The organism is Burkholderia sp. Cy-637, assembly GCF_011753175.1.
GTDB lineage: Bacteria > Pseudomonadota > Gammaproteobacteria > Burkholderiales > Burkholderiaceae > Burkholderia > Burkholderia gladioli.
In genome coordinates this window covers 1-8,604 of the sequence record NZ_VWWC01000233.1, presented here as the reverse complement: position 1 = coordinate 8,604, position 8,604 = coordinate 1, and the positions used below count along the sequence as shown (strand labels likewise).

9 protein-coding genes are annotated in these 8,604 nt (G+C 66.7%); 2 read left to right on the top strand and 7 right to left on the bottom strand.

Annotated features, from left to right (window positions below; genetic code table 11):
* Positions 1-56: 56 nt before the first annotated feature.
* Complete coding sequence (gene pyrC / locus F3J10_RS32730; RefSeq protein ID WP_036029781.1) at positions 57-1,133, bottom strand: dihydroorotase; 1,077 nt, start codon at positions 1,131-1,133, stop codon at positions 57-59.
* 203 nt (positions 1,134-1,336) lie between these two features.
* On the opposite strand from pyrC, the gene F3J10_RS32725 reads away from it, so the two are divergent.
* Positions 1,337-2,287 carry a class II glutamine amidotransferase gene (locus tag F3J10_RS32725; RefSeq protein ID WP_020381350.1) on the top strand — a complete coding sequence of 317 codons (951 nt, stop codon included), beginning with the start codon at positions 1,337-1,339 and terminating at the stop codon, positions 2,285-2,287.
* A 142-nt stretch (positions 2,288-2,429) separates the two neighbouring features.
* Here the strand turns inward: F3J10_RS32725 and F3J10_RS32720 are convergent, their stop codons facing one another.
* The 5 genes from F3J10_RS32720 to F3J10_RS32700 all read right to left on the bottom strand — a co-directional run bounded on the left by F3J10_RS32720 (position 2,430) and on the right by F3J10_RS32700 (position 7,089).
* Positions 2,430-3,155, bottom strand: a complete 726-nt coding sequence (locus F3J10_RS32720) for an amino acid ABC transporter ATP-binding protein (RefSeq protein WP_013696650.1) — start codon at positions 3,153-3,155, stop codon at positions 2,430-2,432.
* On the bottom strand, positions 3,152-3,829 hold the full coding sequence (gene gltK / locus F3J10_RS32715; RefSeq protein ID WP_025096777.1) for a glutamate/aspartate ABC transporter permease GltK: 678 nt from the start codon (positions 3,827-3,829) through the stop codon (positions 3,152-3,154). Before gltK ends, F3J10_RS32720 begins: the two co-directional genes overlap by 4 nt.
* Positions 3,829-4,569, bottom strand: a complete 741-nt coding sequence (locus F3J10_RS32710) for an amino acid ABC transporter permease (protein ID WP_013696648.1) — start codon at positions 4,567-4,569, stop codon at positions 3,829-3,831. Before F3J10_RS32710 ends, gltK begins: the two co-directional genes overlap by 1 nt.
* Before the next feature lie 85 nt (positions 4,570-4,654).
* Complete coding sequence (locus F3J10_RS32705) at positions 4,655-5,548, bottom strand: glutamate/aspartate ABC transporter substrate-binding protein (protein ID WP_167243823.1); 894 nt, start codon at positions 5,546-5,548, stop codon at positions 4,655-4,657.
* 236 nt (positions 5,549-5,784) lie between these two features.
* A complete protein-coding gene (locus F3J10_RS32700; RefSeq protein ID WP_025096779.1) occupies positions 5,785-7,089 on the bottom strand; it encodes a Glu/Leu/Phe/Val dehydrogenase in 1,305 nt (434 codons plus the stop codon).
* Between the two features lie 21 nt (positions 7,090-7,110).
* Here F3J10_RS32700 and F3J10_RS32695 point away from each other — a divergent pair, with 21 nt between their 5' ends.
* Entirely contained in the window at positions 7,111-7,398 is a 288-nt protein-coding gene (locus F3J10_RS32695; RefSeq protein ID WP_167243822.1) for a hypothetical protein, read from the top strand.
* Positions 7,399-7,450: 52 nt separating this feature from the next.
* Here the strand turns inward: F3J10_RS32695 and F3J10_RS32690 are convergent, their stop codons facing one another.
* On the bottom strand, positions 7,451-8,407 hold the full coding sequence (locus F3J10_RS32690) for a LysR family transcriptional regulator (protein WP_013696645.1): 957 nt from the start codon (positions 8,405-8,407) through the stop codon (positions 7,451-7,453).
* Positions 8,408-8,604 lie beyond the last annotated feature (197 nt).

Below are 8,604 nucleotides of genomic sequence, written 5' to 3'. Positions count from 1 at the left end.
CCAGTCGATCGCATCGAAGCCGGGCGCGGCCGCGCGTGCGCCGCCGCCCCCCGCGTTCACGCGAGACGCCAGCCGATCGACTCGCCGCCGCGCAGCGGCACCACCGAGGTGTCGCCGGCCTCGACCGTGGCCGGCAGTTGCCAGCTCTCGCGACGCAGCGTGACCGTCTCGCTGGCGCGCGGCAGGCCGTAGAAATCGGCGCCGAAGAAGCTCGCGAAACCTTCCAGCTTGTCGAGCGCGCCGACCTGGTCGAAAGCCTCGGCGTACAGTTCGAGCGCATGCAGCGCCGTGTAGCAGCCGGCGCAGCCGCAGGCGGCTTCCTTGGCGTTCTTCTCGTGCGGCGCGCTGTCGGTACCGAGGAAGAAACGCGGATTGCCCGAGGTGGCCGCCTCAACCAGGGCCACGCGATGGGTCTCGCGCTTGAGCACCGGCAGGCAGTAGTAATGCGGCCGGATCCCGCCGGTGAAGATCGCGTTGCGGTTGTAGAGCAGGTGATGGGCCGTGATGGTGGCGCCCAGCGTGCCGGGCGCGGCATCCGCATCGCGCACGTAGTCGGCCGCGTCCTTGGTGGTGATGTGCTCGAAGACCACCTTGAGCGCCGGGAAATCGCGGCGCAGCGGCGTCATCACGCGGTCGATGAAGACCTTCTCGCGGTCGAACAGGTCGATCTCGGCATTGGTCACCTCGCCATGCACCAGGAGCGGCATGCCGACTTCCTGCATCGCCTCGAGCGCGCCGGCGCACTTGCGCAGGTCGGTCACGCCGGCATCGGAATTGGTGGTGGCGCCAGCCGGGTAGAGCTTCACGCCGTGCACGAAGCCGCTCGCCTTGGCGCGGCGGATCTCGTCGCCGGGCGTGTTGTCGGTCAGGTAGAGCGTCATCAGCGGCTCGAAGCGCATCCCGGCCGGCACGGCGGCGAGGATTCGCGAGCGATAGGCCTCGGCCTGCGCGGTGGTGGTGACCGGCGGCTTCAGGTTCGGCATGATGATCGCGCGGCCGAACTGGCGCGCGGTATGCGGCAGCACCGCGGCGAGCATCGCGCCGTCGCGCACGTGCAGGTGCCAGTCGTCGGGGCGGGCGAGGGTCAGCGAGGAAACGGGAGACACGGCGGGAGCGGCGTTCGGAGCGGTCATGGGGCGTCGTAGGGATGGACGGGCGGCGGGCCGGCGGCGGCCGCGTTCGTGCCCCGTGACCGTCGGGAGTGACGGAAAACCGCAACACGGGGCCGTGCGCACGCGGGTTCCGCTTCAGCCGCCCGGGGCTCGGTGATATGCTTGAAACCGTCATTGTACCGGTTCCGCCCGGTGTCCCCCCTGCCTGACCTGCCGCAACACCTATGTGCCAACTCTTCGGAATGAACTGTGCCGAGCCCACGGACGTGACCTTCTCGTTCACCGGCTTCGCGGCCCGCGGCGGGCTCACGGATCATCACAAGGACGGCTGGGGCATCGCGTTTTTCGAGGACAAGGCCTGCCGCCTGTTCCTCGACCATCAGTCCTCGGCCACCTCGCCGCTGGCCGAGATGGTCAAGCGCTATCCGATCAAGTCGAAGAACACCATCGCGCACATCCGCAAGGCCACGCAGGGCGCGATCCTGCTCGAGAACAGCCATCCCTTCATGCGCGAGCTGTGGGGCCGGCACTGGATCTTCGCGCACAACGGCGACCTGCCCGGCTACGCGCCCACGCTCGAGGACGGCGTCTACCAGCCGGTGGGCACCACCGATAGCGAGCGCGCCTTCTGCGTGCTGATGCAGGGCCTGCGCGATACCTTCCCGGGCGCCCAGCCGCCGCTGCCCGAGCTGTTCGAGCGGCTCGCCGAGCTGACCGAGGACATCACCTCGCACGGCGTGTTCAACTTCCTGCTGTCCAACGGGCAGGCGCTGTTCGCGCACTGCTCCACGCGCCTGCACTACCTGGTGCGCCGCTGGCCGTTCTCGACCGCGCACCTGATCGACGAGGATCTCTCGATCGATTTCGCCAAGTACACCACGCCCGAGGACCGGGTCGCCGTGATCGCCACCCAGCCGCTGACCGACGACGAGGTCTGGACCGCCTTCGAGCCGGGCCAGCTGATGATGTTCCAGTGCGGCGACGTGGCCGCCAGCACGCGCGTGAAGGTGCCCGAGATCGTGCTGGAGAAGCTGCGCAATCCCTCGCTCGACCCTTCCGCCTCGCAGAACTGCCAGCGTGCCGCGGCGGTTGCCGCCAGCACCGCGCTGGGCGACGTCACGCTCGCGGCGGCCGCCGCCGAAGTCGCGGCCGGCGACGATCCCACCGATTTCTGAACGGCGCGCGGCCCGAGCCGCGCCCTGCCCGCTTCCCACCTTCTTCACTCCCGACGCGATCGCGTCGATTCCGGCGCTGCAATGAAAAAACGCCCGGCACGAAGCCGGGCGTTCCGCTTGCGGCAACCTCGGCCGCGATCGATCAGTGCAGGATCTTCGCCAGGAAGTCCTTGGCACGATCCGACTTCGGATTGGCGAAGAACTCGTCCTTGCGGTCGTCTTCGACGATGGCGCCCTTGTCCATGAAGATCACGCGATGGGCGACCTTCTTGGCGAAGCCCATTTCGTGCGTCACGCACATCATGGTCATGCCCTCCTGCGCGAGCTCGACCATCACGTCGAGCACCTCGTTGATCATCTCGGGGTCGAGCGCCGAGGTGGGCTCGTCGAACAGCATCGCGATCGGGTCCATCGACAGCGCGCGGGCGATCGCCACGCGCTGCTGCTGGCCGCCCGAGAGCTGGCCGGGAAACTTGTGCGCATGCGCCTTCAGGCCGACTCGATCGAGCAGCTTGAGGCCCTTCTCGTTGGCCTCGTCCTTGCCGCGGCCGAGCACCTTGATCTGCGCGAGCGTCAGGTTCTCCGTGATCGACAGATGCGGGAACAGCTCGAAGTGCTGGAACACCATGCCGACCTTCGAGCGCAGCTTGGAGAGATTGGTGCGCTTGTCGCCGACCGATTCGCCGTTGACCAGGATCTCGCCCTGCTGGAACGGCTCGAGGCCGTTCACGGTCTTGATCAGGGTCGACTTGCCCGAGCCCGAGGGCCCGCACACCACCACCACCTCACCCTTCTTCACTTCCGTCGTGCAGTCGGTCAGCACCTGAAACTGGCCGTACCACTTCGAAACATTCTTGATGGAAATCATCTTGTGACCTTTTTCTGGAGACCCTTGACGAGCGCGGAGGCGAGCACGCACACGACGAAATAACAGGCGCCCGCGAACAACACCATCTCGACGCTGGTACCGTCGCGATCGCCGATGTTGGTGGCGGTGCGGAAGAAGTCCGCGAGACTGATCACGTAGACCAGCGAGGTGTCCTGGAACAGCACGATCGCCTGCGTGAGCAGCAACGGCACCATCGCCCGGAAGGCCTGCGGCAGGATCACGAGACGCATTGCCTGCCCGTAGCTCATGCCGAGCGCGAACGCCGCATTCGCCTGGCCGCGCGGCACCGCCTGGATGCCGGCGCGGATGATCTCGGAATAATACGCGGCTTCGAACAGCGAGAACGCGATCATCGCCGAGGCGAGCCGGATATCGATGGTCGGCGACAGCCCGAGCACGCCCTGCAGCACCTGGGGCACGATCAGGAAGAACCACAGCAGCACCATCACCAGCGGGATCGAGCGGAACACCGTGACGTAGAGCCGCGAGAACCACTGCAGCGGCTTCACGCCCGAGAGCCGCATCAAGGCCAGCAAGGTGCCCCAGACGATGCCGACCACGATCGCCAGCACGGTGATCTGCAGGGTGACGATCGCGCCGGTCCACAGCGAGGGCAGCGCCCCCGGAATTCCACTCCAGTCGAAATCGTGCATCACTTGCCTCCGATATAGCCGGGCAGGCGCGTCTTCGCCTCGACCCAGCGCATGAAGGCCATCACGACCAGGTTGATGATCACGTAGGCGAGCGTCACCGCGATGAAGGACTCATAGGTCTGCGCGGTGTAGTCGACCAGTTGCCGCGCCTGCGCGGACAGGTCGAGCAGGCCGATCGTGGAGGCCACGGCCGAATTCTTGAAGATATTCAGGAACTCGGAGGTGAGCGGCGGCACGATGATCCGGTAGGCCACCGGCAGCAGCACGTAGCGATAGGTCTGCCATTCGGTGAAACCCATCGCCAGGCCCGCCGCGCGCTGGCCCTTGGGCAGCGCATTGATGCCCGAGCGCACCTGCTCGCACACGCGCGCGCCGGTAAACAGCCCCAGGCAGACGATCGAGGCGGTGAAGAACTGCGTGCCCGGCGGCAACTGTTTGATCCAGGTGCCGATCGAGGCGGGCAGCAGCTCGGGCACCACCAGGTACCAGACGAAGAACTGCACGATCAGCGGGATATTTCGAAAGATCGACACATACAGCGTGCCGATCGCGGACAGGCGGCGATCCTGCACGGTGCGCAGCACGCCGAACAGCGAGCCGACGATCAGCGCGATCACCCAGGCGGCGAGCGAGACCTTGATCGTCACCCAGAAGCCCGACAGCAGCCAACCGAGATAGGTGGTCGGCTCGCCCGTCGAAACGGGGCTCAGGAAGATGCCCCAGTTCCAGTGGTAAGACATGATGGACAAGACTCCGGCAAAAAGAAACGGAAGAAGCACATGCCTCTTCCGTTGCGTGAGAGCGTGGGGTGGTGACCCGCGAAACTCAGTCGAGCGCCTTGTCGTTCGGGTTCGCGTACAGCTTCTTCATCGAATCCGACAGCGGGAAGTTCAGGTTCAGGCCCTTCGGCGGGATCGGCTTCTCGAACCAGGTGGTGTAGAGCTTGGCGGCCTCGCCCGACTTCTCGAGCTCGGTGATCGCGCCGTCCACCACCGCCTTGAAGGCCGGATCGTCCTTGCGCATCATGCAGCCGTAGGCTTCTTCCGATTGCGGCGTGCCGACGATCACCCAGTTGTCGGGCTTCTTCGCCTTGGCGCGTTCGCCGGCCAGCAGCGCGTCATCCATCATGAACGCGACCGCGCGGCCCGTCTCCAGCGTCTGGAACGATTCGCCGTGATCCTTCGCGCTGATGATGTTCATGCCCATCTGCTTGTCGTTGTTCATCGCGCGCAGCAGACGCTCGGAGGTGGTGCCGGCGGTGGTCACCACGGTCTTGCCCTTCAGGTCGGCGAAATCCTTGATGCCCGAATCCTTGGACGTCATCAGGCGCGTGCCGATCACGAAGTAGGTGGTCGAGAAGGCAGCCTGCTTCTGGCGATCGAGGTTGTTGGTGGTCGAGCCGCATTCGATGTCGACGGTGCCGTTCTGCACCAGCGGGATGCGGTTCTGCGAGGTGACGGGAATGTCCTTGACCTGCAGGCTGGGCAGGTTCAGCTTCTTCTTGACCGCGTCGACGACCTTCATCTGGAAGTCACGCGCGTAGCCGACCACCTTCTGGTTCTGGTCGTAGTACGAAAACGGAATCGACGACTCGCGGTGGCCGAGCGCGATCACGCCGGTGTCCTTGATCTTCTTCAGCGTTCCCGTTTCCTGCGCCATGGCGCCGCCGGCAAACGTGGCGAGAGCGGCGGCCAGCAGCAGCGCTTTATTGAAATTCATCTGGTATCTCCTAGGGCTAAGCTTTGTCAGTCTAGCAAAGTAACTTTTTTGAAAGAAATTATTATTAACCCGCTGTTCTTCTTACGCCACGGCTTCTGTCGGCCGCGGTGGGCGCGCATCCGAAGCTTGATCCGGATGCGCGAAGCGGGCGCCACCGGATCCGGTGGCGCCCGCCAGGCGCTGGCGTCACGGCCGGTAGGCCGCGATGCCGTGTCGATCGCTCGCTCGCGCGTCGATCAGGGGTACAGACCGCGCATCTCGCGCGCCATCAGGATGCGCTTGCAGGCCACGATGAAGGCCGCGGTACGCACCGACACCTTGTGCTCTTCCGCCACCGACCACACGCCGGCGAAGGCTTCGCGCATCACGCGCTCGAGGCGCTGGTTGATCTCGTCCTCGGTCCAGAAGAAGCTCGAGAAATCCTGCACCCACTCGAAGTACGAAACCGTCACGCCGCCGGCGTTGGCGATCACGTCGGGGATCACCAGCGTGCCGTTGGCCGTGAGGATGTCGTCGGCGGCCGTGGTGGTCGGGCCGTTCGCGCCTTCCACCACGATCTTGGTGCGGATCTTGCCCGCGTTCTTCTCGGTGATCTGGTTTTCCAGCGCGGCCGGGATCAGGATCTCGGTCTCGACGGTCCAGAACTCGTCGTTGGCCATCGGCTCGGCGCCCTCGAAGCCCGCCACGCCGCCGGTGCGCGCCACGTGGTCGAGCAGCTTGACCGCGTCCAGGCCCGCCGGCTGGTAGATCGAGCCGGTGTGATCCTGCACCGCCACCACCTTCGCGCCGGCTTCCTGGAACAGCTTGCCGGCGATCCCGCCGACGTTGCCGAAGCCCTGCACCGCGATGCGCGCGCCCTTGATCTCGACGCCCTTCTTCTGGGCGGCTTCGCAGCCGACCACGAACACGCCGCGGCCGGTCGCCTCGCGACGGCCGAGCGAGCCGCCGAGCGTGATCGGCTTGCCCGTCACCACGCCGGTGGCGGTCAGGCCCTGGTTCATCGAGTAGGTATCCATCATCCACGCCATCACCTGTTCGTTGGTGTTGACGTCGGGCGCCGGGATGTCGGTGTTCGGCCCGATGATGATGCCGATCTCGCTGGTGTAGCGGCGCGTCATGCGCTCGAGCTCGCCGCGCGAGAGCTTGCGCGGGTCGACGCGGATGCCGCCCTTGGCGCCGCCGTACGGCACGTTGACGGCCGCGTTCTTGACCGACATCCAGGCCGACAGGGCCATCACTTCCGACAGCGTCACGTCCTGGTGGTAGCGCACGCCGCCCTTGCCCGGGCCGCGCGAGACGTTGTGCTGCACGCGGTAGCCCTCGAAGTGGGCGACCGTGCCGTTATCGAGCTCGATCGGCACGTCGACCACCAGGATGCGCTTCGGGCGCTTGAGGGTTTCGAGCCAGCGCGACAGCGAGCCGAGGTACGGCGCGACGCGATCGACCTGCTGCAGGTAGTTGCCCCAGGGACCGAGCGCCTCGGCGTTCAGGTAGGACGGCACGGATTGCACGGGGGACGTGGACTGCGGTTGCGAAGACATGGATTCTCCAACGGTCAGCGAATGACGCACATTGTCGAAAAACGCATTTTCGAAATCCAATGCCGTTTGATTATTCGATTATGCGTTTCTTGCATGATCGCGCTACTGCTGGGCAAAGCGCGCGTTCCGCTCGCGAACGGTAGCAATCGCCATGCCTTTTCAGCTGCGCTGAGCGAGTGGCGCCGGCGCGCCGGGCGGCGCCACCCGAAACTGCGGAAAATCGGCCGAAATCCTTGCTGGGCAAGGCCCGCCAACGGTTGCACCGGGCGCGACGCGAGGCGCGTGCCGGTGATCGAGCGCGTCGATTAACCTCACCCGCGAGTCGGAATTGGCCGCAATCGGGCTGCAAGCCGCTCCGTCCTCAGCCGGCGCGCTGCGCCAGTTCCTCGATCACCGCGTCCCACAGCTCGCGCACCAGCGCCTGCCGGGCCTCGTCGCCATGCACCGCGAGCTTGTCGCGATAGAGCCGGATCTCCATGTTCAGCGTGAAGGGCTGCGCGCCGCCCTCGCGCGCCGGCCGGTCGAGGCGGATCAGCTCGCCGCCGGCCACCGCGTCCTCCACCGCGCTGTGCGGCAGGAAGGCCACGCCATGGCCGGCCAGCGCCATCGCCTTGAGCCCCTCGGCCATGTCGGTCTCGTAGACGCGGTCGAGGAACAGCGGCTCGCGCGCATTGGCGATGATCACCTCGGTCATGCGCCCGAGATAGGCGTTCGGCGTGTAGGACAGGTAGGGCACCGGCGCGTCGGCGGCGCCGGGCAGCGCGTAGCGCGGCCGGCCCGGGCGCAGCGGCGCCGAGAACGGGCTGATCGGCTCCATGCCGAGCGTGAGCATGTCGTAGCGGGCCGGGTCGAGCGCCACCGGGTGGCTCGGGTGGTGGTAGCCCATCACCAGGTCGCAGCCGCCCTCCACCAGCGAGAGCACCGCGTCGTGCACGTTCAGCGCGCGCAGCCGCGTATGCACCGGGCCCAGCTTGGCCTCGATGCGCTGCAGCCAGAACGGGAAGTAGGTCAGCGAGAGCGTGTGCGGCACCGCGAACTCGATGGTCGGCACCGGCGCCGCCGCGTGGCCGCGCAGCAGCGTGCGCGCCTCGTGCGCCTGCGACAGCATGGTCAGCGCCTGTTCGAGGAACACCTGGCCGGCCTGGGTCAGCCGGGTCGGGTAGACCGATCGATCGATCAACTCGGTGCCGAGCCAGGCCTCGAGCGCCTGGATCCGGCGCGAGAAGGCCGGCTGCGAGACATGCCGCAATTCGGCCGAACGGCTGAAGCTGCGCGTCTCCGCGAGCGAGACGAAGTCCTCCAGCCATTTCAGTTCCATGCGGACCCTTGCTGCGCGCGGCGATTGTGAAGCCCGCATTGTAGCCGCGGCGGCGCCCCGCCAGCCGTGCCGACGACCGGCTCCGCCACCTGCCGCCGGGGCGCGCACCGATCCGATCCGGATGCACTTGTGCGGTGCCGCATGCGCGCCGCCGCCGGGCAGGCACCGCCTGCGAGCGGTGCGCGGGCAGCGGCGCC

What these genes read in the sequence shown, in the direction of transcription:
- F3J10_RS32710 (WP_013696648.1), bottom strand. Translation starts at nt 4,569, where the DNA reads ATGTCTTACCACTGGAACTGGGGCATCTTCCTGAGCCCCGTTTCGACG.
- F3J10_RS32720 (WP_013696650.1), bottom strand. Translation starts at nt 3,155, where the DNA reads ATGATTTCCATCAAGAATGTTTCGAAGTGGTACGGCCAGTTTCAGGTG.
- F3J10_RS32695 (WP_167243822.1), top strand. Translation starts at nt 7,111, where the DNA reads ATGACGCACATTGTCGAAAAACGCATTTTCGAAATCCAATGCCGTTTG.
- F3J10_RS32700 (WP_025096779.1), bottom strand. Translation starts at nt 7,089, where the DNA reads ATGTCTTCGCAACCGCAGTCCACGTCCCCCGTGCAATCCGTGCCGTCC.
- gltK (WP_025096777.1), bottom strand. Translation starts at nt 3,829, where the DNA reads ATGCACGATTTCGACTGGAGTGGAATTCCGGGGGCGCTGCCCTCGCTG.
- F3J10_RS32705 (WP_167243823.1), bottom strand. Translation starts at nt 5,548, where the DNA reads ATGAATTTCAATAAAGCGCTGCTGCTGGCCGCCGCTCTCGCCACGTTT.
- F3J10_RS32725 (WP_020381350.1), top strand. Translation starts at nt 1,337, where the DNA reads ATGTGCCAACTCTTCGGAATGAACTGTGCCGAGCCCACGGACGTGACC.
- F3J10_RS32690 (WP_013696645.1), bottom strand. Translation starts at nt 8,407, where the DNA reads ATGGAACTGAAATGGCTGGAGGACTTCGTCTCGCTCGCGGAGACGCGC.
- pyrC (WP_036029781.1), bottom strand. Translation starts at nt 1,133, where the DNA reads ATGACCGCTCCGAACGCCGCTCCCGCCGTGTCTCCCGTTTCCTCGCTG.